This is a genomic window from Marinilabilia salmonicolor, from assembly GCF_003003035.1.
In the GTDB taxonomy this organism is placed as follows: domain Bacteria; phylum Bacteroidota; class Bacteroidia; order Bacteroidales; family Marinilabiliaceae; genus Marinilabilia; species Marinilabilia salmonicolor_A.
The window spans coordinates 317298-338809 of the sequence record NZ_PVTS01000001.1; the positions used below are offsets into that span (position 1 = coordinate 317298).

General features: G+C 40.5%; 20 protein-coding genes and 1 pseudogene. 12 read left to right on the forward strand and 9 right to left on the reverse strand.

The genetic code is table 11. From position 1 onward, the window contains the following. Positions 1–492: 492 nt before the first annotated feature. The 3 genes from rhuM to BY457_RS01350 all read left to right on the forward strand — a co-directional run bounded on the left by rhuM (position 493) and on the right by BY457_RS01350 (position 3535). Positions 493–1485: a virulence protein RhuM/Fic/DOC family protein gene (gene rhuM, locus BY457_RS01340; protein ID WP_106151533.1), complete on the forward strand. Its 993-nt coding sequence runs from the start codon at positions 493–495 to the stop codon at positions 1483–1485. Positions 1486–1748: 263 nt separating this feature from the next. Beyond that, positions 1749–2852, forward strand: a complete 1104-nt coding sequence (locus BY457_RS01345) for a Fic family protein (protein WP_106151534.1) — start codon at positions 1749–1751, stop codon at positions 2850–2852. Positions 2853–3166: 314 nt separating this feature from the next. Beyond that, positions 3167–3535: an Abi family protein gene (locus tag BY457_RS01350; protein ID WP_106151535.1), complete on the forward strand. Its 369-nt coding sequence runs from the start codon at positions 3167–3169 to the stop codon at positions 3533–3535. 140 nt (positions 3536–3675) lie between these two features. On the opposite strand, the pseudogene BY457_RS01355 reads toward BY457_RS01350, so the two are convergent. Continuing rightward, positions 3676–4023, reverse strand: a pseudogene (locus BY457_RS01355) (DUF5916 domain-containing protein); the annotation flags it as partial. Between the two features lie 21 nt (positions 4024–4044). Then, positions 4045–4272: a hypothetical protein gene (locus BY457_RS01360; RefSeq protein WP_106151537.1), complete on the reverse strand. Its 228-nt coding sequence runs from the start codon at positions 4270–4272 to the stop codon at positions 4045–4047. Between the two features lie 285 nt (positions 4273–4557). Here BY457_RS01360 and BY457_RS01365 point away from each other — a divergent pair, with 285 nt between their 5' ends. After that, positions 4558–4803 carry a hypothetical protein gene (locus tag BY457_RS01365; RefSeq protein ID WP_106151538.1) on the forward strand — a complete coding sequence of 82 codons (246 nt, stop codon included), beginning with the start codon at positions 4558–4560 and terminating at the stop codon, positions 4801–4803. Positions 4804–4818: 15 nt separating this feature from the next. Here BY457_RS01365 and mtaB read toward each other — a convergent pair whose 3' ends face one another. Both mtaB and miaB read right to left on the reverse strand, forming a co-directional pair. Further along, positions 4819–6162, reverse strand: coding sequence for a tRNA (N(6)-L-threonylcarbamoyladenosine(37)-C(2))-methylthiotransferase MtaB (mtaB, locus tag BY457_RS01370; RefSeq protein WP_106151539.1), 1344 nt, complete (start codon positions 6160–6162; stop codon positions 4819–4821). A 100-nt stretch (positions 6163–6262) separates the two neighbouring features. Next, on the reverse strand, positions 6263–7615 hold the full coding sequence (miaB, locus tag BY457_RS01375; protein ID WP_106151540.1) for a tRNA (N6-isopentenyl adenosine(37)-C2)-methylthiotransferase MiaB: 1353 nt from the start codon (positions 7613–7615) through the stop codon (positions 6263–6265). Between the two features lie 211 nt (positions 7616–7826). Between miaB and BY457_RS01380 the strand changes: the two genes are divergently transcribed. The 3 genes from BY457_RS01380 (at position 7827) to hisS (ending at position 10942) form a co-directional block, all read left to right on the forward strand. Further along, complete coding sequence (locus BY457_RS01380; RefSeq protein ID WP_106151541.1) at positions 7827–8963, forward strand: AI-2E family transporter; 1137 nt, start codon at positions 7827–7829, stop codon at positions 8961–8963. 128 nt (positions 8964–9091) lie between these two features. Next, positions 9092–9523, forward strand: a complete 432-nt coding sequence (locus tag BY457_RS01385) for an FKBP-type peptidyl-prolyl cis-trans isomerase (protein WP_106151542.1) — start codon at positions 9092–9094, stop codon at positions 9521–9523. A 54-nt stretch (positions 9524–9577) separates the two neighbouring features. Continuing rightward, on the forward strand, positions 9578–10942 hold the full coding sequence (gene hisS, locus BY457_RS01390) for a histidine--tRNA ligase (protein ID WP_106151543.1): 1365 nt from the start codon (positions 9578–9580) through the stop codon (positions 10940–10942). A gap of 143 nt (positions 10943–11085) precedes the next feature. Here hisS and BY457_RS18940 read toward each other — a convergent pair whose 3' ends face one another. Further along, the gene (locus tag BY457_RS18940) at positions 11086–11445 is read right to left on the reverse strand and encodes a CBS domain-containing protein (protein WP_181256302.1); all 360 of its coding nucleotides are present in this window, start codon (positions 11443–11445) and stop codon (positions 11086–11088) included. Positions 11446–11583: 138 nt separating this feature from the next. On the opposite strand from BY457_RS18940, the gene BY457_RS19310 reads away from it, so the two are divergent. Further along, the gene (locus BY457_RS19310; protein ID WP_374956689.1) at positions 11584–11748 is read left to right on the forward strand and encodes an RsbRD N-terminal domain-containing protein; all 165 of its coding nucleotides are present in this window, start codon (positions 11584–11586) and stop codon (positions 11746–11748) included. A 204-nt stretch (positions 11749–11952) separates the two neighbouring features. On the opposite strand, the gene BY457_RS01400 is transcribed toward BY457_RS19310, so the two are convergent. Both BY457_RS01400 and BY457_RS01405 read right to left on the reverse strand, forming a co-directional pair. Next, positions 11953–13155: a hypothetical protein gene (locus BY457_RS01400; RefSeq protein ID WP_106151545.1), complete on the reverse strand. Its 1203-nt coding sequence runs from the start codon at positions 13153–13155 to the stop codon at positions 11953–11955. Between the two features lie 469 nt (positions 13156–13624). Continuing rightward, entirely contained in the window at positions 13625–14980 is a 1356-nt protein-coding gene (locus tag BY457_RS01405; RefSeq protein ID WP_106151546.1) for a multiheme c-type cytochrome, read from the reverse strand. Between the two features lie 881 nt (positions 14981–15861). Here BY457_RS01405 and BY457_RS01410 point away from each other — a divergent pair. Beyond that, positions 15862–17301, forward strand: coding sequence for an SDR family oxidoreductase (locus tag BY457_RS01410; RefSeq protein WP_106151547.1), 1440 nt, complete (start codon positions 15862–15864; stop codon positions 17299–17301). A 176-nt stretch (positions 17302–17477) separates the two neighbouring features. On the opposite strand, the gene BY457_RS01415 is transcribed toward BY457_RS01410, so the two are convergent. Continuing rightward, the gene (locus BY457_RS01415) at positions 17478–17990 is read right to left on the reverse strand and encodes a DUF2231 domain-containing protein (protein ID WP_106151548.1); all 513 of its coding nucleotides are present in this window, start codon (positions 17988–17990) and stop codon (positions 17478–17480) included. Position 17991: 1 nt separating this feature from the next. Further along, entirely contained in the window at positions 17992–18306 is a 315-nt protein-coding gene (locus BY457_RS01420; protein WP_106151549.1) for a hypothetical protein, read from the reverse strand. Positions 18307–18871: 565 nt separating this feature from the next. Between BY457_RS01420 and BY457_RS01425 the strand changes: the two genes are divergently transcribed. The 3 genes from BY457_RS01425 (at position 18872) to hemC (ending at position 21510) form a co-directional block, all read left to right on the forward strand. After that, positions 18872–19267 carry a hypothetical protein gene (locus tag BY457_RS01425; RefSeq protein ID WP_106151550.1) on the forward strand — a complete coding sequence of 132 codons (396 nt, stop codon included), beginning with the start codon at positions 18872–18874 and terminating at the stop codon, positions 19265–19267. Positions 19268–19348: 81 nt separating this feature from the next. Further along, complete coding sequence (gene hemA / locus BY457_RS01430) at positions 19349–20581, forward strand: glutamyl-tRNA reductase (RefSeq protein WP_106151551.1); 1233 nt, start codon at positions 19349–19351, stop codon at positions 20579–20581. A 5-nt stretch (positions 20582–20586) separates the two neighbouring features. Beyond that, the gene (gene hemC, locus BY457_RS01435) at positions 20587–21510 is read left to right on the forward strand and encodes a hydroxymethylbilane synthase (RefSeq protein ID WP_106151552.1); all 924 of its coding nucleotides are present in this window, start codon (positions 20587–20589) and stop codon (positions 21508–21510) included. Positions 21511–21512: the final 2 nt, after the last annotated feature.

Below are 21512 nucleotides of genomic sequence, written 5' to 3' on the forward strand. Positions count from 1 at the left end.
CCTTATGAAACGAGCAAAGAATGCCACAAAAGAGAATGTATAAATTTTTCACATGTGAGTTCCATCAGACCAATGACTTAGATGAATTTTTACTGATGAAACTAGCATGGCAACGATTGCCACAAAAGAGAATGTAAACAATCACCCATGCGAGTTCCATCAGACCAATAACTTAGATAAATTATTTACTGATGAAACGAGCATGATATTTTTTAAATATAAATATCACAAGAGAATATGTTTAAAAGAATATTATGCGAGAGCGAAGCGGTTCCATTCGTTCTCAAATTTTTAATTAGTTCTTTATCATATAATTACAAAATTTTAAACGGATGAAATAAGTTTGATTTAAGAAAGTTGAAATTTTACAAAAAAAAATAAGTGTTTAGGTGCATTTATAAAGTAGTTGCCTGCATTTAAACAGAAATTCTCACCAGACAAGCATTCGTACACAAAACAATCTTTAAATTAGTAGTTTGGAAAAAACAAAAAATGAAAGACACAGAAATTGAAATATTTCAATCCGAAGATGGAGTAACAGAGGTTCAAGTTAAGTTTGAAAAAGAAACCGTATGGCTATCGCAAAAACAAATGGCACATCTTTTCGATAAAAATACGGACACAATTGGTCTCCACCTTAGAAACATCTATAAATCGGGAGAATTAGACACAGAATCAACTACCGAGGAATCCTCGGTAGTTCAACAAGAAGGTAAAAGGAGAGTAAAAAGAAAACTCAACTTATACAATCTTGATGCAATTATTTCTGTAGGATATAGAGTAAATTCCAAAAGGGGTATTCAATTTCGAAAATGGGCAACCCAAAAATTGAAAGAATATTTAATAAAAGGTTATGCAATAAATGAGCAGCGATTAGCCCAAAAGAATGAACAACTAAAAGAGCTCCAAAAAACAGTAAGAATACTGGACAAAGGCCTAAACTTCAAAACACTCTCCAATAACGAAAGCATCGGATTATTAAAAATCATAACTGATTATTCCTACGCATTAGATGTATTAGACCAATATGATTATCAAAAGCTTGAAATCAATAATACATCAGAAAAGGAGTTGTTTCATCTAACCTATAAAGATGCAATTAAACAGATACGAATAGTTAAAGATACCTATGGAAACAGTGATTTATTTGGTCATGAAAAAGATGAATCATTTAAAAGTTCTATTGCAACAATTTATCAGACCTTCCAAGGAATAGAGCTATATCCGAGTATAGAAGAAAAAGCAGCAAACCTTTTATACTTCATAACCAAGAATCATTCATTTACCGATGGAAATAAACGGATTGCAGCATTTTTGTTTTTATATTTCTTAGAAAAAAATGGTCTACTCTTTAATGAATTTGGAAATAAAAGAATTGCAGATAATACATTAGTCGCATTAACACTTATGATTGCTGTAAGTAAACCCGAAGAAAAAGAAACAATGATAAAAGTTATTGTAAACTTAATAAATAAGAATAATTAAAACGCATGGTAACAAAGCTATATACGCCAGACGTTGCATCCACAGCATATTGAGGGCTTTGCATTACCCAAAACCCTGCATTCGAGCTGATAAATCCACAGCTGGTCTGAAAGCCATGCCCAGGCGCACATAGCCGGGACGTTGCCTGCAAGCATAGGAACAAGACAATGCAACGAATAAACCCATTATTCAATGCAATAAATGCAACGATAAAATTGTTTTGCAACGATTAAAGCGTATATTTGTTGCAAATATTAAGACGAATGGAGAATTATATACATCAAAAAGAGAATTGGCCAAATTTCACATGGAATAGTAATGAATTTGTCAACCTTCTAAGTGAAACCAGAAATCTGCAAGGTCGCTTGATTGGCAAAATGGAATCTCTGGGATTTGAATTGCGAGATGAAGCATTACTTGAAACTTTAACTTTAGATGTATTAAAATCATCAGAGATAGAAGGAGAGCTTTTAAATCCCGAGCAAGTTCGTTCTTCAATTGCACAGAGATTAGGAATGGAATTCGCTGGAGCAATTTCGTCCGATAGAAACGTCGATGGAATGGTCGAAATGATGATTGATGCTACCAATAATTGTTTCAAACCATTAGCTAAAGATAGACTTTTTGATTGGCACGCTGCGCTGTTTCCAATGGGACGAAGTGGAATCTTTAAGATAACGGTGGCAGACTGGAGAAAAGACACAGCGGGACAAATGCAAGTTGTTTCGGGTTCTGCGGGAAGAGAAAAGGTTCACTTCCAGGCACCAGATGCAGATTTAATAGAAAATGAAATGAATCAATTTTTAAAATGGTTCAACCAAGAGAAGAATATTGATTTAGTAATAAAAGCAGCAATCGCACATCTTTGGTTTGTAACAATTCACCCTTTTCAAGATGGGAATGGACGAATTGCAAGAGCATTAACTGATATGCTGTTAGCCCAATCAGACAAAAGTACTCAACGATTCTATAGCATGTCTGCTCAAATTAGAGTAGAAAGAAAAGGATACTATGAAATTCTTGAAAAATCCCAAAAAGGAAACCTTGACATAACCGAATGGATAAAATGGTTTTTAAATTGCTTGATTAATGCTTTAAATGCAACAGATAAAATTTTGACCCGGGTTTTATTTAAAGCGGATTTTTGGAGAAGACACTCCAAAACAATTATTATCGAACGACAGAGAAAAGTATTAAACAAAATTCTGGATGGATTTGAAGGTAAACTGACCTCGATGAAATGGGCTAAAATGGCCAAGTGTTCAAAAGACACAGCAATTCGAGACATTAACGACTTGATAAAAAAGAATATATTACAAAAGGAACCCGAAGGAGGAAGAAGTACAAATTATGAATTGAAAAAATAGTATAGAATGCCAGCCGGCAACAAAGCTATCATACGCCAGTCGTGGCATCCATAGCATATTGAGAGTTTCGGTTTACCCTCTCCCATGCGTTCAAGCTGATTAATCTATAGCTGGGCTGAAACCACGCTCAGACGCATTTAGCCGGGAGGTTGGGGCCCATTTTAAAGACGACCTGCTAAACAGAAAAAATTTATGGGGAAAAGCAGAAGAATTGTTAATTTTAAAGCATAAAAAAACCCGGATTCATCACCAGCATCTAATATCTGGGAGAGGAACTACCGGGACTGCTTGATACAAAGATCAAGAAAAAGTTTATGAATAGACAATTTTATGAGAAGGTATTTTCAACTCAAAGAATGGAAAAATACTTTAAGAGATACCCTGATAATGAATTCAAAGCAATCGAACATTATCATTTAAACATTGAATTGTCAGAATCCTTTTATTCCGTTTTGTCAATCTTTGAAGTTGCGCTGAGAAATAGTTTAAATCGTGAACTCACAGGATACTTTGGAACAAAAGATTGGTATCTTAAGATTGAATCTGTTCCTGGATTAAAAAATTTAAAGAATAGTATTAATACAGCAAAAAAACATATAGCAAATAGAGATGAAAATATTTCTGCAAATAAGGTTGTTGCAGAATTGACTTTAGGTTTCTGGGTTAGACTTTTAAATGCTTAATACTAAAGAATTCTATGGAAACCTCTAAGAAAAGCATTCCCATACGTTGAAAAGAAACAACGGCAGCGAAATAAAATATCAGCACCGATTAATAAAATTCGGGATTTTAGGAATAGAATCTTTCATCACGAACCAGTCTCTTAGGATTTAAACAAACTTGAAGATACGCATAATACAATCATTATGGTAATGGGCTGACTAAATAAGGATTTACCAGAATTTGCAAAAAGACACGATAGAGCAATAAAAACGATTGCAAAAACCAGAATAAAATTAAAACTGTTGGCAACAAAGCGATGATACGGCAGCCGTGGCATCCTCAGCATATCACCATAAGAGGTCAAAGAGCCATCCTCCGATAGCAGATAGTATTCCTGATTGTTTACAGACGACCAGTAATGGCGACCCCGCAAGCGCATACTCAGGGCATTATTGAAGGCAAGGGCCATTTCAATCTGGTTTTCGAATAGTCTTACATTTCTCCGTGCATATAGATGCTGTCTTCCGAATCATTGCAATCCACGTAGCCGTATGAATAATCTGTCCGGCTGATTGTCATGCAGCATCGCACCTACATACATGGCTGTTTGATCATAAAAGAACCAGACTTCTGATGGTTGAAATGATGGATCTCCGTTATGGGGTGCCAGTTGCAGAAAATCTGTAGCGGGAGAGACTTGCTGATAGCATGCTTCATCCAGCATTGCATCAATGGTCAATGGCTTATCTATTGGCAAGGCCACAACCTCTTTGGATTCCTGGCCCTTTAAATAAGTGGTGGTGAGTAGAATTGTCCGGATAAACAGTGAAAACTATATGCGAGTCTTTAGTTGATGAGGTGCTTTTAACCAGACGATTAAGTTACGAAAAAAGGTAAAGGGAAAAGAAAGGTAAAGGGAAAAGAAATCGGAGAAAGAGAAAATCTTGCTAAGGAGGGGAGAGCACGAATACTTTTCTGAATGAAGAAAGTCAGACTATAGAATAATATTTAAATATTTATATATTTGCATAAAAAAGAGATTATGCAGTTTAAGAAATTAGAATTAGAAGGGGAGAAAGGCATCAAAGGCCTTTTGAAATCGAAGCATTTTAAAACATCACTCATCAGTATTGCGGTGGGAGCTGTTGCCGGATTTGGATATTACTACTTTACGGGAGGTCAATCCATGGAAACCATGACATTCAACGAAATAGTAAAACATGTAGTTTTGGGTGGATTCTTTGGCTTTTTTGTGACCAATAGTCCATGTGCCAGGGGCCGGTGTTGATTTTCTGATTTTTTCTTACTCCGGTTCACCAAAGAGTCTTACTTTGTCACCTTCGCCTTCCACCCGGATGGCCCGAACGGTTTGGAAGGTGTTCTTTTCCATGCCATCGGCCTTAAAGCGGAAAGGGATATAATGTTCTCCATATCCGGTAGCGAACCCGTTTTTATCAATTTTCTCTATCAGAACCCGCTCTTTTTGGCCCACAAACCTGGTGTAATATTTTTTCTGATTCTTTTCAGACAGTTCTCTGATGGCTGCTGAACGTGAGGTTTTTATTTTTTCAGGCACCTGATTTTCCATTCGCTCCGCACGGGTTCCCTGGCGAACAGAGTACTTGAACGTGTGGACATGACTAAACTGAAAGCGTTTTACGGCATCCATACTTTCCTGAAAATCTTCAACGGTTTCACCGGGGAAGCCCACAATCATGTCGGTTGTGAAATTAAAATCGGGACGCACTTTTCTGAAGCGTTCGAGGATGGATGCAAATGTTTTCAGGCTGTACATGCGCCGCATACGCAGCAAAACACTGTCGGAACCGCTTTGCAGACAAAGATGCAGATGGGGCGCCAGCCTGGGGTGTTTGAAAAGATTGTAGAACCGTTCGCCAAACCCATCGGGCTCCAGCGATGAGATGCGCACCCGGAAATCTCCCGGGATATTGAGAATGGCTTCCACCACATCTTCAAAGGTTTTATCTTCCCATCGGTATCGTCCGATGTTTACCCCGGTTATTACCAGCTCTTTGAAACCGTTATCGAGCGTTTGCTTTACATTTTCCAGAATTTGAGGCAGTGGCCGACTGACAGCCCGACCTCTCACTGTCGGGATAATACAGAAGGTGCAGTAGTTATCGCATCCATCCTGTATTTTTATGGCGCTACGGGTATGCAGACTCTTGTCAACGGCACTATATCGGAATACATCACCGCTGGTGTCAGAAGGATGAATAATTTCTCCTTTCAGGTGAGCGTCCACCAAATCACGAATATTTCCTTTGCGGTTGTTCTCCACCACATAAGTGACTTTTTGGTCACTTTCCAGTTGTTCCTTGTGATTGTTGGCCATGCATCCGGTCACCACTACCACAGCTCCTTTGTTGTTGCGGGCTGCCTGATTGATGAGGTTACGTGACTTTTGGTCGCTCTGGTTGGTCACCGTGCAGGTATTCACTACCACGATATCAGCTTTGTCTTTGAAATCAACAATCTGATATCCTGCCAGGTCGAATTGTGTGGCCAGTGCATCGGTCTCATACTGGTTTAGGCGACAACCTAACGTTTTAAATGCCACCTTGCGACCTGCGCCGGGTGAAAGGGTTATTGATTGAGGTGTTTTTGCTGAGATGACAGAATCCATAGGTGAGTTTAATTAGTGCTTGTCTATAAACTAAGCACAATTTGTTTTTAGCTCTGTTTCTGGTCAGAAACTAATTAACTGTTTGTTATTTTGATGAAGCCTACGCTTCCTTTGCCGTATAAACTTCTGAAAGTTCCCCGCTGAGTGACATGTCTGCTGCAGAAGTGATTTTTGCATCTATAATTTTGCCCATCAGTTCGGGTGCGTATCGGTCGAGGCGCACCGTAATCTTGCCTTCTGTTAGTCCGTTGCTAAAGCCCGTTTTCCTGTCTTTTCCATTGACCAGAACCTTCAGGGTTTTGCCCACAAGTTGCTCATTGTAAACTCTGGTGTGCTGTTTCATGGTTTCAGACAGCGTATGAAGCCGCTCCTTTTTTACTTCCTGATTCACCTCATCATCCCAACGATAGCTGGCAGCTCCGGGACGTGGCGAATACATGGCAATGAAGGCCATATTGAATTTGAATTCGTTTACAGCAGCCACGGTATTTTGAAAGGCTTTTTCATCCTCACCGGTAAAACCCACAATGATATCGGTAAAGAGTGTTGATTCGGGAATCAGTTCCCGGATATCCTGCACAATCTGACGATATTTAGTCATGGAGTGTTTGCGATTCATTTTTATCAGCACTTTGTCGTCTCCGCTTTGCATCGGCAAGTGAATCTGTTTTGCCAGACAGGGGTATTGTGCAATGACCTCGATGACTTCCCGGTTCATGTCCTGAGGATGCGGAGAGGTGAAATAAACCCAGAATTCTTCTTCAGAAGCATTTCCCAGTTCACCGATTTTTCGAAGTAATTCGGCAAAAGAGATTTCTTCTCCTTTTTTGTCCAGACCGTAGGAATTTACATTCTGCCCCAGCAGCGTAATTGACTTGTAGCCCTGATTTACCAGATGGCGCACTTCATCAACAATTTCTTCCGAAGGGCGCGAAACTTCTCTTCCCCGGGTGTAAGGCACAGCGCAGAAAGTGCAGAATTTGTCGCATCCGTTCTGTATGGGGACAAAAGCTTCGAAAGAGGAGTGGTATTTGGGTTTGATGCCCCAAAGTCCAATGATGTTCTCGTTTTTTGGCGTCCGAAGTTTCGGCAAACTGAGTGATGCTTCATTGACGACGCCGTAATTCCGAATCATGTCGGGAAGCTGCGGCAATTCGCTCATGGCAAATATGATATCGAACTGTTTCAGGAGTTTCTCTTTGTCGGTGGGCAGAATGCACCCCGATATAAAAGTAATGAGGTTGCGCCTGTTTTTCCATCGGTTCCATTGAGCTATCTTGTTATATACTTTGTCGATAGGTTTCTGACGAACCGAGCAGGCCAGCATCCCGAGTAGATTGGCTTCTTCTTCATTGTCGGTTCGCTCGTAACCCATTTTCTCCAAAACAGCACTTACACGCTCACTGTCGGCAATATTCATCTGGCATCCCAGTGTAATCAGGTGGTACTTCATCTTATCGATTTCCTTTGTTGATTATCGGGTGCAAAGATAATTAAAAAGGATAAATGGATAAAAGAATCCTAAAAGAGGAACAGCTCATATTTTGGAAAAGGATTATTGGTAATTTAAAAAGTTTAGGTCAGGTTGTGTAGTTTGTGTTTTCCGATTTCCCTTATGAGGTTAATTTATTAACTTCGTGCAAGCAACGGAAACAATCGAATTGATGAGAGATACCAACGAATATAAAAAGTCGGAAAGACGCTTCAGTTTTGTTCAGAGAATTAGCTTTGTCCTTCTGGCTCTGATACTTTTTGTTTACGGACTTATCGCCGTCCGCAATTTTTTATGGCCAATTGCCTTCGGTTTTTTGTTGTCATATTTGTTTTTTCCTGTGGGTAACTGGTTGGAAAAGCACAAAATTCCACGAATTCTGGCCAATTTTATTGCCATTATACTTGGGTTGGGCATATTATTCAGCCTTGGTTTGTTTGGGTATAGCAAAATTACACCCATTGCAGGGGATTTGCCCCAATTGGCTGAGAGTGGACTTCGAAATCTTGCCGATTCCATTTCAGGAATCAGTGAGCATTTCGGTTTTGATAAGGAGGAAACACGTAATCTGATAAAAGAACAGGCAGGAAATCTTTTGGCATCGGGGGGGCAATATGTGCAGGATATTTTTAATGCCACCACCAGTACTATTGTGAGTTTTGGCCTACTGCCGGTTTATATCTTTCTGTTTCTCTATTACCGAACCAAGTTTGCCTATTTTATAATGATGATTTTTGGAAGGGAAAACAGACAGGAGGTAATCAGTGTTCTAAGGGAAGTCTCCAGAGTTTTCGGACGCTATATGGCCGGTGTTTTGGCGGTGGTTTTTATTCTTTGCATCATCAATTCCACCGGACTCATGATTGTGGGAATTCGGTATCCCATTGCCCTTGGAATTATTTCTGCAGTGTTTAATTTTATTCCTTATTTCGGCACCTTACTCGGCGGACTTGTACCTCTGTTGTTTGCACTGGTAGGAGAAAATAACCCCACTATGGCATTTCATGTGGTGATTCTTTTCATTATTATTCAGTTTATTGAAAACAATATTTTAACACCCAATATCGTGGGTGGTAATGTTCGGGTAAATCCGTTTTTCATCATTACCGGCCTGGTTGCGGCCAGTCTTATTTGGGGTATTCCCGGCATGTTACTTATTGTTCCTTTTCTGGCCATTGCACGGATTGTTTTCTCTCATGTGGAGGCCATGAAACCCTATGCATTTTTGCTGGGAGACCAGGGTACTGCCAAACATTCTATCTCCATTAAAAATATCCGAAAAAGGATGAGAAGCATATTCAGCAAATAATTTTATCATACTTAATTTTTCCCTTTCTATCAGGTAATTCCTTTCTTTGCAGGTTCTTGTAAACGAAGTGGACCAATCTTTGAGATTTGTCCGCTTCAGCCTTAATCTCAATTTTAATCTCAAATTCAATGGCAAGAAGAGAAAAACGTCAAAAAAGTAAAGGTTCCGCCGGAAATAACCGGAAATCCGGTGAGGACTTTCTGGAACAGAATGGTAAGAAGCCCGGGGTAAAAGAGACTGAAAGTGGCCTTCAGTACACGATTGTGGAAGAGATAGAAGGTGAAAAACCCGATGAGTGGAGTACCGTAGAGATTCATCAGCGTGCTTTGTTGCTCAACGGCACCATTCTGGAAGACACCTACCGGGCCAATCAGACATCTATTGTTCCCCTGAATGAGTTGATTGAGGGTTTGCAGGAAGGTCTGCAACTCATGTCCGTGGGGAGTCGCTATAAATTCTGGGTTCCGTCGGATTTGGCCTGGGGCCGAAAAGGAACCGGAAATAAGATTCCTCCCAATGCTGTTTTGTATTTTGATATACGGTTAGTGGGTATTTCTTAGTCACTTCCCGAATTATTCCTAAATTTGCAGCCGAATTTAAATAATGCATCGACAATGGCTCAGAAACCATCAATACCTAAAGGAACACGCGATTTTACGCCCGACGAAATGGTTCGGCGCAATTATATCTTCGATTCTATCAAGGAAGTTTTTCAACGATATGGCTACATGCCTATCGAAACACCGGCCATGGAAAACCTCGATACTTTGCTGGGGAAATATGGCGATGAAGGGGATAAACTTCTTTTTAAAATTCTCAATTCAGGGGATTTTCTAAATAAGGCTGATGATGGCCTGCTGGCCCAAAAAGATTCGAACCGGGTAACCGGGCAGATTAGTGAGAAAGGGCTTCGTTACGATTTGACCGTACCCTTTGCACGTTTTGTGGTGCAGCATCAGAATGAGCTTTCTTTCCCTTTTAAACGATATCAGATTCAGCCGGTTTGGAGAGCCGACAGGCCACAGAAAGGGCGTTATCGTGAGTTTTTCCAATGCGATGTGGATGTGATTGGAAGCGATAGCCTCTTTAATGAAGTGGAACTGATTCAGATTGTGGATGAGGTTTTCCAGAAATTGGGAATCCGGGTGGTTATTAAACTCAACAATCGTAAAGTTCTGGCGGGTATTGCCGAAATTATCGGAGAGGCCTCGCGGTTGACAGACATCACAGTGGCCATTGATAAACTGGAGAAAATCGGTCTGGAGAAAGTGAATGCCGAATTATCCGAAAAGGGTCTGACTGATTATGCGATTGCAAAACTTCAGCCTATTCTTTCACTTAGTGGTTCCAATAGCGGGAAACTCGACCAGCTGGCCAACATTCTTGTTTCGTCGGAGGTAGGAACAAAAGGGGTGGAAGAGCTCCGTGAGGTGCTGACTCTTGTGGATAGTCTTGATGTGGAAACAGGGGTGGAGATGGACCTCACTCTGGCGCGTGGGCTCAATTATTATACAGGAGCTATTTTTGAGGTGAAGGCTCTTGATATGCAGATTGGAAGTATTACAGGTGGGGGACGCTATGATGACCTGACCGGGATTTTTGGTCTTAAAAATGTTTCCGGAGTAGGTATTTCATTTGGTGCCGACCGTATTTTTGATGTGATGAACCAGTTGGAGCTTTATCCTCCCGAAGTAACCACTACGACTCAACTAATGTTTGTGAATTTTGGTCATAAAGAGGGGGCACATTGTCTGAAAATTGCTGCTCAACTTCGCAATGAAGGACTGAAGGTGGAGGTTTACCCCGACAGTGCCAAAATGAAAAAGCAAATGACTTATGCCAACAAGAAAAATATCGCTTTTGTGGCATTGGTGGGCGAAGAAGAGATGAATGCCGGGACCGTTACACTTAAAAACATGGGAACCGGAGAACAAAATTCTGTCAAAGTGGAAGATATTATCGGGACTTTTTCAGAGTAAAAATTTCGGATTATTGAAAATATCAAAGGAGATATGAAAAAGCGCTGCCAGCCGGCAGCGTTTTTTTCATAACCTTACATGAGACATGAGGTGTAATCTGTTTTTTTTAACTGGTCTTCAAAAAAAAAACTTTTCCGGTCAGCTTAATCCTGAGCAGACCGGATCATCATGAATTCGTGAATATTTTCCATATCAATAACGCCAATCATTTTATTATGCTCATAAACCGGCAGCATTTGTATTTTCTTTTTCTGCATAGTCTGAAAAATATTACGAAGTGATTTGTTGGCCTCTACCTTTTTGAAATCGCTGGTAATTACCTGTGGTCGTACATTAACCTCTTCATGGTGTTTTGAAAGACCTTTGATAATGTCATTCTTGGACAGAATTGTGGCCACATCATCTCCGCTTTTTACAAGAAAACCTGCCTGTGGTGTTTTAAGTGGCAGATCCACAGCCTTTTTTAGAGAACCTTCAGGTCTAAGAGTTTCAAAATCCTTCATTAAAAGGTCTTTTGCTGTATAGTGAGACAGGAATGACTGAAACTTTACCTGGGCATATTCCATGCGGGTTCCCCAAAAAATAAATACCCCAATAATTAAAAAAAAACGGAGTCCTGACATGCGCACTGCCGGGATAATTTGTTCAAAAAAGATGAGATTCTTGATAAATGGATGGAAATACTTTTTGAAAAAATGCATGAGATTAAAAATCACGAAAAAACGGCCATTCAGAACAGTGTTCCCGACTTAATAGATGCATTAGTTGAAGTTTTAACCTCTGACAATGATGAAAATGTTATTTAGAAAACTATTGACCCAAATTATCTTTACTTCTTTCTGATTTGGAATATTTGAATGCGAATGAAGCAAAAGACATAATGCTGACAATATATTGTTGCATACGGGCAATCAATTAACCTGGCTTAAATAGGGCATATGAAAAAGCCCTGCGGGAAGTTATTCGCAGGGCATTTTTCTGGTGTCATGGTAGAAAAATGAGATTATTTTTTAGAAAGCCGAAACAAATCCGAGACTAAAGACCCCAAAAGGATCCTGCTGGTTTTTGTCCACCAGTGAAATTTCGGCAGCAAGTCTGACGTTTCTTCGGGCGATGTAGCCTGTGTGAAGAGTGTAAGACTTATAATCGGCAGGATCAAAATCTGATTCTACATAATTCAACAGTCCGGCAAAATAGAAGTTGCTGTTGTCGCCCTTTGGACTGTAAATGATTTCGGCAATGGCTCCGTTGGTCAGTACATCCTGCATTGGATTTGCACTGCCCATGTCAGGAAACACCTCGGAATCTTCCCGCAAAATATATTGCAAATTCACTTCAAACATGAATGAGGGTGCAAAGGTAATGTCGGGGCCAAAAATAAAGGCTTCATTTGTTATTTCCTCCCCGGCATCATTGGCAAGAGCCTCTTTACCAAAATAGCCGAATGCCCCGATGCTTAACTGATCTCCTATTCCCTGGGATACGCGAACCAAAACGTCCTTATATTTATCATCGTCGAATACATGATTTTCCGCTTCTGGAATGCCATTGCCGTTAACAATTTGGCCCACAATGGTAGTTCCAGTTTCCAGCCCCAGGGTAAGCATGACGCCCTTGTCGTACGAAAGGTTTATTCCTGATGTCCCAATCTGAGCAATGTAAGGCCGATAATCTTCCAGGGTTAGTCTCAGTTCCCTTTTAAACAAAGGATCTGACACCTGAAACTGACCAAGATATACATCGAAATCAATACCGAAAAGGTTGTTATACATAAGGAATGCATCTTCCACTCCGCCTATTTCTCCTCTTTCATAAAAGAGAAAATAGAAATAATAGGAGATCCGATCCGATAGTTCACCCCCCGTTAGCAGTTTTAGGATATATGGCGATTGAAAATCTGCTCTTTCACTATTGTTGACATTTTGGGCAAGAAAGCCGTCGAAGCGGGCAGCCATTGGAAAATCACGGATTAGAGATAATTTATCATCACCTGCGGGGACAAAAAATCTCGGCGATTCTTCATCTTCCAAACGGAAGCCATTTCCGGCAAAACTGTCGCCATAATCTTTCAATTTTGGAACTGAAGGACTGTGACAAGTGGTACAACTTAGTCTGTATTTACGTGCAAAGGACGGAATAGCCTGAGTGTGTTCTGTCATCAGGCTCAGGGCCATTGTCAGAAGAAAAACGAAAATAAAACTTCTCTTTTCCATAATATTGTGATTTAGTGTCCGTCAAAAAAGCGGACAATGTGTGTTAAGTAATCATGTATCTGTTTCCCAGGTTCCATTTACACAGCTTGCACTGTTGGAAAATGCGTGATTTACATATGAAATGAGCATGGCAAGGGGTGTCACAAAAGACAATGTATAAATTCCTTGCATGCGAGTTCCATCCGACCTTGAAAAATTAATTTTATACGGATGAAATGAACATGCAGTAACTGGAATTTGGTGGACAGACATTATTAGTGTCGGTCTCTAAAGACGATAAATTAATCTTATCGCTCGTGTGCCTGTTCAGAAGGATTTATTTACAAGGCTTGCGAAGTCCGAAAAAAACGGAGTTCCGTATGTGCTTTTTGTTATTTTTTTTAAGAAAAACCTTACAAAAGCTACTTCGGAATGAGTACTTTTCGGACAAGCTTAACGCAGCAAACAGCGCCTTATGAACAGATACTATTTAGGGTAAAACAGTTACTTCGGTTGACTGACGATTAATTTCATGTATTGCATACTCCTCTTCCGGAACCTCCAGTAATTCACCTACAGGTTTTACCAGCAGCCGGTAGTTCATCACGGCAGATACTTTTAGTTTCCCAGGGGCAACGTCAAAAGGTAAATTGAAAGTGTAGGTTTCAACTTTGGTTTCTCTGGGGCCAAAGCGGTAATCCACGCCAAGCGATTTAGTATTCCATTGCATCATGGTCATACGCCCCTGGGGATCGAAATACGGCAACCTGAAAATCCGGTCGCCCACCGGGACATCTTCCCTTTGCACACCTTCGAAATTGTCTTTTTTCAGAGGTATTCCCAGATCCTGGTAAGCCAGGGCATCACTGGCAATGGTATATTCTTCGCCTTCAAAACCTTTTTTATCCACCGGAAGGTGATATACATTGCCTTTCTCATCTTCTGCTTCCACATGAAGCCATACTATGCGGTCCTCCACCGAACCGGTCGGGAATTTATGCCCTGTTTTCTGATTGAAAAGCATCACGTCAAATACCACTAAATCTCCCGGAACAACCTCTTTGACATCGGGATAAATCCTGATCTCGACAACTCCGTTAAGTTTTCCCGGGTCGTGAGCTCCGTGGAATAAGTGCAGTTTGGTATCGGGGTACGTATCTCCCATTCGTGCCGTTTTCAGATTGGCTTTGGTCATGTGGCAATCCTGGCAGCGTACTCCTTCGTCCGAGTAGGGCCCTTCTTCCCATTCCAGTTGGGTGGACTTTACCCAGGCGCCAAAGCCGCTTTTCTCGTTATGACAGGTGCCGCAAAACCGGGCTGTGCTGTGAAGGTCGCTTTTGACGATCTGATGTTCGGGCGAAGTTACTTTTCCTTTACGGGAACTGAATTTGGTGTTACCCGGCTCCATTACGAAGTTGTGGTTGTAAGAAGTATCTCCTGTTATGCTTTTGATGGTATGGCAGACATCGCAGGAGACAGCTTCATTGGCCCGGGAGTTTTCCGAGGGATGGGGCGGAGGAACATCACCGGCCATATATGCCATGGGTGTGTGACAGCCGTTACAACCCTCGTGTACCCCTTTCATGGCGGGATCATTTTCCGAATGCGCCACTGCAAGTTTAAAGTATTCAATTTCGTCCCAGTGATGCGAATATGCTTTAGACATCATGGACTGATCCCACTGCTGGTAAAAACCATCATGGCAGGTTGCACATTTTCCGGGCTTTTCAAATTCCTCATATTTTAACTGGCCGAATTGGTCTTTTTTTACCTGAGTATAGGCAAAACCAAGGATAAGAACGATTAAGAAAGGGCCGACAATTACGAAAGGATTTTTTAATTTCATGATTGTTGATTCTTTGGTTTGGTTATGGGTGTTTTTGGTATTATTTCTTAATATACAACGCTTTTGGGTGCTCTCTGAGAATATGAAAAACGTTTTTTCGTTTGTGTATTGCCACGTTGGCTGAACTTTAACGGTTACCGGTGTTAGTTGATCTTTTTTGAGGTTTGTATTTTGAAAGGCTGACAAATCTGTTGATTCCGGAAACCTGTCTTGTTTTAGCGAAATAAGATTGTTGTTAAATTAAAGTATTTAGCATAAAGAATCAATGGTATCTCTCTAAAAATCTTTTATTTAAAGCGATTCTAAGTTGGAGCGTTTGCCAGTCGCAAATTATCTCTTTGGAAAACTCTCCTGCTTTTCATTGGTTATTTATATAGGGATTGTTTAGCCTGCCTTATGCATAATGCCGCTTTGACAAGATTAGACTGTGTTTTTAAAAGGCCAAAGGACTTTAAACTATAGCTTTTTACACTTTACCTGTTTCAGGGATATGAAGGGGTAAATGATATTGACGATACATCAGAATAAATAGGTTAAATAAATTTTTCACGAATGAAACGAGCATGGCAACGATTGCCTCAAAAGAACATGTATAAATTCTTGCATGCGAGTTCCATCAGACCAATAACTTAAATAAATTTTATACTGATGAAACGAGCATGGCAATGATTGCCTCAAAAGAACATGTATAAATTCTTGCATGCGAGTTCCATCCGACCTTGAAAAATTAATTTTATACGGATGAAACGAGGATGATATTTTTTAAGCATAAATATCACAATAGAATATGTTTAAAAAATATTATGCGAGAGCGAAGCGGTTCCATTCGTTCTCAAATTTTTAATTAGTTTTTTATCAGACAATTACAAGATTTTAAACGAATGAAAGTATTGTTAACCGGAGCAACCGGATACATAGGAAAAAGGATATTGCCTGTTTTGGTAGAGATGGGGTATTATGTTATTTGTTGCGTGAGGGATGTGAATAAATTCCATCCGGAGGATTCTGTAAAAGAGAGTGTTGAGGTTATTGAGGTTGATTTGAATAAGAGGGCTACTCTGGAAAATATTCCGGTTGATATTGATTTTGCTTATTATTTGGTTCACTCCATGTCGGCATCCAAAAACTATCATGAACTGGAAAAGCAATCAGCTGTTAACTTCAGAGAAAAACTTAATAACACGAATGTCAGGCAGGTAATTTATCTTAGCGGAATTGTAAATTCCCAAACCTTGTCTAAACATCTTAATTCAAGGAAAAATGTAGAGTTTGAATTGGGGAAAGGGGAATATGCCCTTACAACCGTACGGGCGGGCATCGTTATAGGATCAGGGAGTGCTTCGTTTGAAATTATTCGCGATTTGGTGGAAAAATTACCGGTTATGATTGCTCCCCGTTGGTTAAATACCAGGTGTCAGCCAATCGGAATTTCGGATGTTGTAAAAATCCTGACGGGGATTCTTAATCACGAAAAAACATTTAATAACAGTTATGATATTGCAGGAAATGAAATTCTTACTTACAAGGAGATGCTTCTGGAATTTGCTGCTGTTCGTGGATTAAAAAGATATATCGGAACGGTTCCGGTAATGACACCAAAGTTATCTTCTTATTGGTTGTATTTTATTACTTCTACATCATACAAACTGGCTGTTTCGTTGGTTGACAGCATGAAAGTCGAAGTTGTAGCCAAAGATGATGAAATAATTAAATTACTTAACCTGAATCCACTTTCCTATAAAGAATGTATCAGGCAGGCTTTTAAAAAAACAGAGCAGAATGAGATTGTTTCAAGCTGGAAAGACTCCACCGTCAGCGGCAGGCTTGACTTTAAAATTTCTGACTACATAAAGGTGCCAGAATACGGTTGTTTCAAAGACGTACGAAGAAAAAATATTGTAAACACCGAGGAATGTATTGAAAAAATATGGCGTATAGGGGGAAAAACCGGATGGTATTATGCCAGCTGGCTCTGGAAATTAAGGGGGTTTATTGATAAAATATTCGGAGGTGTTGGCCTGCGGCGAGGGCGTACCAATGCTAACGATATTCAGGCCGGTGATTCGCTTGATTTTTGGCGCGTGCTTTATGCTGATAAATCAGAAAGACGGTTGTTGTTGTTTGCGGAAATGAAGTTGCCCGGAGAGGCTTGGCTGGAATTCCGGATTCAGGATAATTGGCTGGTTCAGACTGCCACATTTCGTCCCAGAGGATTGGCAGGACGATTGTACTGGTATTCTGTATATCCTTTTCATGGATTGATTTTCGAAAGGTTGGTAAGAAAATTAACTGAAAACAATACTCCGGATGATTCAGATTAATACTTTTGGGGCAGAGCAGGAGATTTTGAAAAGGGGCTGAAAGTAAATTATTCAGTAGTTTGCAGTCAGAAATGGGGATTATACATACTGACAAATCCGGGAACCTCATAAAATCATATAAATAGCAGATTTTAGAGGTTTCCGGGTTTTTTGTTAAATCATAAGAAGAGACTGGATTATTCCCTGTCTTCCGTGGAGGTTTCAATAAATTCATTACAGTCATCCGATGGCGTATATACTCCTGCAGCTTGTTGATAAACAAGAGTTGCACCAAGATGACCAGTATAAGCCAGAAAACCGGATCCGATAACTGCGAGCACAATTATCCCTATTCTTAACCAGTTTCGGAATTGTCTTAACAAACCAAAATAGTCGCCAATGACCAATGCAGAAGCCCCGCTAAAAAGCCAGGCAACGGTAAAGGCTCCGTTCTCATGTGATTTCAGAACAGTCGGGTCACATATCTGACGGGACACTATACCATCGGCCAGTCCGCCGGTGTAAACAGCTATCCAGGCTCCGATGGTTCCGGCAATCAAAAGTATCTGTCCGGTGTATGTTGGGTTGGCTTTGCGCAACCAATAGCCGGCAATGAGAAAAATTGTGGCCAACGTAAGAAACGCAACCGGGAAATGAACTGTAAGCGGATGCCATATCTCCGTTCTCCAGAAATCTGGTAACTGCTCCATGTTATTCAAGTATTTTGACGGACTTAGGATCAAGTCGTTTACCGACCTTTTCAACAGTGACTTCTACTTTTTGTCCCTCTGTCAACGATGAAAATTGTGCCTCTTCTCCATCCTGTGTGAGCTTTGTTTCATCTGTAAAATAGAGTTCGAGTGTTTTGCCGTCACTGGTTTCAACATAAATTTCAGTTTTTTCTGCTTCAACTTCTTTAATTGTTCCCTCGTAGGTTCCGGAGTCAACTACATCTGTTTTTCCTCCACATGCACTGACCATAAAGGTCAGGATTATAATTGCTGAATAAAAAAGTTTCTTTTTCATAATGATTTTTGGTTTGTTTATATTCTGAATAAAATTCCGTCTTTTTTAATTCTGTTTCAAGTACTAACAAATATTTTGGGTTCCTGTTTAATTATGATGTAAAAAAAATTACTGTGGACTTAGCTGGATGACGAAATATGTTTTCTGTTTGTATATGAAATTGAGTGGATTCCACCTTTTCTTTTTAAAGATTGAGTGTTGTTGAAATAGAATATAGATTTGAGTTTTAATAAAGAATTTTACTAAAATGAACGACAATTTGTTATGGCTGATTCTTACGGGTTGGATTAAAATTAGAAGTAAACAATAATCCCTGAGGTTAATTGTTTGCTTGAAATTACTATCTTTGATTTTCGGAAAGAACAGATTTAACCTGATTAATTAATGAATTTTTGCAATGAGATGATCAAACAGTAAGAAATATGGACAATCGCAGATGGGATTGATGAAGGAAATAGTGAACTGTTTTTAAATCAATTTTATCGAGGACGTTCATATTTCGCAGTTGGTTGATCATCAGAATAAATTATTTATGAATTATTCAGGTTAATATACAGGCAACTAAATGTTTTTAATAGGCATCACAGGCAGCTTTCTTCCTTATCTGATTCTTCTGGGGATGGCTTTTTTGTTTTCAATGCAAGTCACTGCCCGGCCTGATGATGGTGTGTTCAATTCTGACGAAACTTCTGTTGCTTCTAATCATCAACTATTTGTTCCTGCTACTTCTTTGCTATTGTCTGATGTTGATTATCTGGTCGTATGTGACATCGAACAATGCGCCTCAGAATGTTTGCTGAATGGTAGCTCAGTGATGCATATTCCCGATTGTAATTTGTTGGTAGATCTTACGAAATGGCCGGTTATCGTGGTGCCTAAGGTAGATGTGGATGTGCTTTTTTCTGGACAATTATTTGAATTTTCTTTTTCAGGGTTGTCACCCCCGGTGACAATGTCTTGATTTTTTACCAGGCTCTTTTTTTACCGGGGCTTTGCTCCCCGTTTCTCAATAAAGAATTTTCAATTTTTACCGACCGTCAATATGATTGGAATCATCGGTTTAAGCTATAAATCTGCTTCCCTGGATGTGCGGGAGTGTTTCGCTTTCAATAAGGATGATGTGAACAAACTGTCCAAATGCATCCTGTCAGGCAGCGAGGTGGATGGCATACTCATTCTTTCAACGTGTAATCGCACGGAACTTTATTTTACTACTAAGTCAGGCTGCCTTAAGGGAGCTATGAAGCATATTGATCAATGTTTGCATGATTATGTTAGGCATTCAGCTGTTTCTAAAGAATTTTTCTATCATCTTTTTGACTCGGATGCGGTGGTTCATTTATTCAGGCTGATTTCCGGTCTGGAGTCTATGGTAGTTGGAGAATATCAGATTGTTTCCCAGATAAAAGAAGCTACTTCTCATGCACGTGAACAGGGAAATTTGGGGAAAGTGCTCGACCGGCTTTTTACGAAAGCATTGGAAGTGGGCAAACTGGTACGTACCCGCACCGGAATCAGTAAAGGAGCTTTTTCGGTAAGTTACGCCGCAGTGGAAAAGTGCCGGGCTCATTTTTCTGACCTGGATCAACGAAAGATTCTGCTGGTTGGAGCGGGTGAAACCGGTGAGTTGGTAGTGAAAAACCTTTACAAGAGGGGATGTCGTTTTATCTCTATTGCCAACCGTACCATAAAAAAGGCACAGCAACTTGCTGATCGGTATGGGGCCGATATAATTCCCTTTGCTAAACTTCCGGGGGCGGTGTCCAATGCAGAAATTGTTATTTCTTCTGTTTCCGGAGAGCATCTGATCAACAAAGAAACCATATCTCATTCTCCTGAACATAAAATAATGATGATTGATTTGGGAGTACCACGGAATATTGACCCGTCATTAGGGGTTCTGAAAAATCTCAAGTTGCTGAATATTGACGACCTGCGACAGGTTGTGATTCAGAATGAAGAGAAAAAGAAAAGTTATTTCAATATTGCTGAAGAAATTATTGCCACTAAAAGCGACGAGTTTCAGGATTGGCTGATGAGTCTGCGACTGGCTCCTACCATCCGGTATATTGTTTCGTCTGTTCGACAAATGCACAATGACGGATTAAAAAATTTCAGCTCTGCTCATTCACAGGAAGAGGTGGATGCCATGGAAAAATATGGACGGCATTTGTCAGAAAAAGTCATCAATACCCTGGTTAAAAACCTGAAAATCAATACGGAGAATGGACGCAAAGAAGAACTTGTGCAGATGGTAAACCGGTTATTTGATTGAGAAATATGGCCAAAAACAAGATAAATATAGGAACACGAAGCAGTCAGCTGGCAATGTGGCAGGCGGAAGCCGTAAAAAAAGCTTTGCTGGAGACTTTTCAGAATACTCAGGTGGAGATTGTACCCATCAATACCAAAGGAGATGCAGTGCTGGATGTGGCATTGTCGAAAATTGGGGATAAAGGACTTTTTACCAAAGAAATTGAGAATGCACTGCTGGATGGCAGAGTGGACGTGGCTGTTCACAGTCTGAAAGACCTTCCGACATTATTGCCGGAGGGACTTACCCTTGGAGGCGTTCTGCCACGCGGGGAAGTTCGTGATGTTTTGGTTTCACGAGATGGACGTGGGTTAAACGAGTTGACATCAGCCGACAAGATAGGTACTTCCAGCCTGAGACGCCAGGCGCAGTTGCTGCATTTCAATCCGGAATTACAGGTGGTGGATATTCGTGGAAATGTCAACACCCGATTGAGGAAAATGGAAGAGGGGCATTGTGATGCTATGATCATGGCCGGTGCCGGTTTTATCCGTTTGGGACTGGAGGAGCGTATCACGGAATTTTTTCCTGTGGAGGTGATGCTTCCGGCGGTGAGTCAGGGGGCTGTGGCCATGGAGATCCGTGATAATGATCCGGAGATGACAGAAATTATAACTCAGATAACCGATCCCAAATCTTTACTGACAACTTCTGCGGAGCGTGTTTTTCTGAAAACCATCGAAGGAGGTTGTCAGGTTCCGGTAGCATGTTATTCTGAAGTGGATGGAGAAAAAATTACACTGACCGGATTGGTGGCTTCGGTGGACGGCAGTCAGTTGCTGAAAGAATCGGTGACCTGTTCCCTGGAGCATGCGAATGCAAATGCCCGGGAATTGGGCCAAAAGCTCTTGTTGGCCGGAGGCCGGGAAATATTAGGACAAATACGTTAAAG

What these genes read in the sequence shown, in the direction of transcription:
- BY457_RS01400 (WP_106151545.1), bottom strand. Translation starts at nt 13,155, where the DNA reads ATGGAAAAGAGAAGTTTTATTTTCGTTTTTCTTCTGACAATGGCCCTG.
- BY457_RS01345 (WP_106151534.1), top strand. Translation starts at nt 1,749, where the DNA reads ATGGAGAATTATATACATCAAAAAGAGAATTGGCCAAATTTCACATGG.
- hemA (WP_106151551.1), top strand. Translation starts at nt 19,349, where the DNA reads ATGATTGGAATCATCGGTTTAAGCTATAAATCTGCTTCCCTGGATGTG.
- BY457_RS01415 (WP_106151548.1), bottom strand. Translation starts at nt 17,990, where the DNA reads ATGGAGCAGTTACCAGATTTCTGGAGAACGGAGATATGGCATCCGCTT.
- BY457_RS18940 (WP_181256302.1), bottom strand. Translation starts at nt 11,445, where the DNA reads ATGAAGGATTTTGAAACTCTTAGACCTGAAGGTTCTCTAAAAAAGGCT.
- BY457_RS01425 (WP_106151550.1), top strand. Translation starts at nt 18,872, where the DNA reads ATGTTTTTAATAGGCATCACAGGCAGCTTTCTTCCTTATCTGATTCTT.
- hemC (WP_106151552.1), top strand. Translation starts at nt 20,587, where the DNA reads ATGGCCAAAAACAAGATAAATATAGGAACACGAAGCAGTCAGCTGGCA.
- mtaB (WP_106151539.1), bottom strand. Translation starts at nt 6,162, where the DNA reads ATGGATTCTGTCATCTCAGCAAAAACACCTCAATCAATAACCCTTTCA.
- BY457_RS01350 (WP_106151535.1), top strand. Translation starts at nt 3,167, where the DNA reads ATGAATAGACAATTTTATGAGAAGGTATTTTCAACTCAAAGAATGGAA.
- hisS (WP_106151543.1), top strand. Translation starts at nt 9,578, where the DNA reads ATGGCTCAGAAACCATCAATACCTAAAGGAACACGCGATTTTACGCCC.
- BY457_RS01420 (WP_106151549.1), bottom strand. Translation starts at nt 18,306, where the DNA reads ATGAAAAAGAAACTTTTTTATTCAGCAATTATAATCCTGACCTTTATG.
- BY457_RS01380 (WP_106151541.1), top strand. Translation starts at nt 7,827, where the DNA reads ATGAGAGATACCAACGAATATAAAAAGTCGGAAAGACGCTTCAGTTTT.
- BY457_RS01410 (WP_106151547.1), top strand. Translation starts at nt 15,862, where the DNA reads ATGAAAGTATTGTTAACCGGAGCAACCGGATACATAGGAAAAAGGATA.
- miaB (WP_106151540.1), bottom strand. Translation starts at nt 7,615, where the DNA reads ATGAAGTACCACCTGATTACACTGGGATGCCAGATGAATATTGCCGAC.
- rhuM (WP_106151533.1), top strand. Translation starts at nt 493, where the DNA reads ATGAAAGACACAGAAATTGAAATATTTCAATCCGAAGATGGAGTAACA.
- BY457_RS01385 (WP_106151542.1), top strand. Translation starts at nt 9,092, where the DNA reads ATGGCAAGAAGAGAAAAACGTCAAAAAAGTAAAGGTTCCGCCGGAAAT.
- BY457_RS01365 (WP_106151538.1), top strand. Translation starts at nt 4,558, where the DNA reads ATGCAGTTTAAGAAATTAGAATTAGAAGGGGAGAAAGGCATCAAAGGC.
- BY457_RS01405 (WP_106151546.1), bottom strand. Translation starts at nt 14,980, where the DNA reads ATGAAATTAAAAAATCCTTTCGTAATTGTCGGCCCTTTCTTAATCGTT.